At 48.5% G+C, this 534-nt stretch carries 1 protein-coding gene; it reads right to left on the bottom strand.

What is annotated here, in order from left to right; all coding sequences use genetic code 11:
• A partial coding sequence (locus QM874_RS09835; RefSeq protein WP_414317130.1) for a hypothetical protein occupies positions 1-534 on the bottom strand: 534 nt, incomplete at both ends.

The raw sequence follows: 534 nt of genomic DNA, 5'->3' as shown, positions 1-534 counted from the left end.
CATCAACAAGCGCAAGCACGTCAGCAAGTACGTCTGCTTCAACGAGCGCAAGCACGTCAGCAAGTACGTCTGCATCAACAAGTGCAAGCACATCAGCAAGTACATCAGCTTCAACAAGCGCAAGCACTTCAGCAAGTACATCAGCTTCAACAAGCGCAAGCACATCAGCAAGTACATCAGCATCAACAAGCGCAAGTACATCAGCATCAACAAGCGCAAGCACTTCAGCAAGTACATCAGCTTCAACAAGCGCAAGTACATCTGCTAGCACGTCTGCATCAACAAGTGCAAGCACGTCAGCAAGTACGTCTGCATCAACAAGTGCAAGCACATCAGCAAGTACATCAGCATCAACAAGCGCAAGTACATCAGCTAGCACGTCTGCATCAACAAGTGCAAGCACATCAGCAAGCACATCAGCAAGCACATCGGCTTCAACAAGCGCAAGTACATCAGCAAGTACATCTGCAAGTACATCAGCTTCAACAAGCGCAAGCACATCAGCAAGTACATCAGCTTCAACGAGCGCAAGCA

Origin of the sequence: Streptococcus infantis, from assembly GCF_047463615.1 — a bacterium.
Lineage (GTDB): Bacteria > Bacillota > Bacilli > Lactobacillales > Streptococcaceae > Streptococcus > Streptococcus infantis_X.
This window is presented reverse-complemented; position numbering and strand designations above follow the sequence as displayed.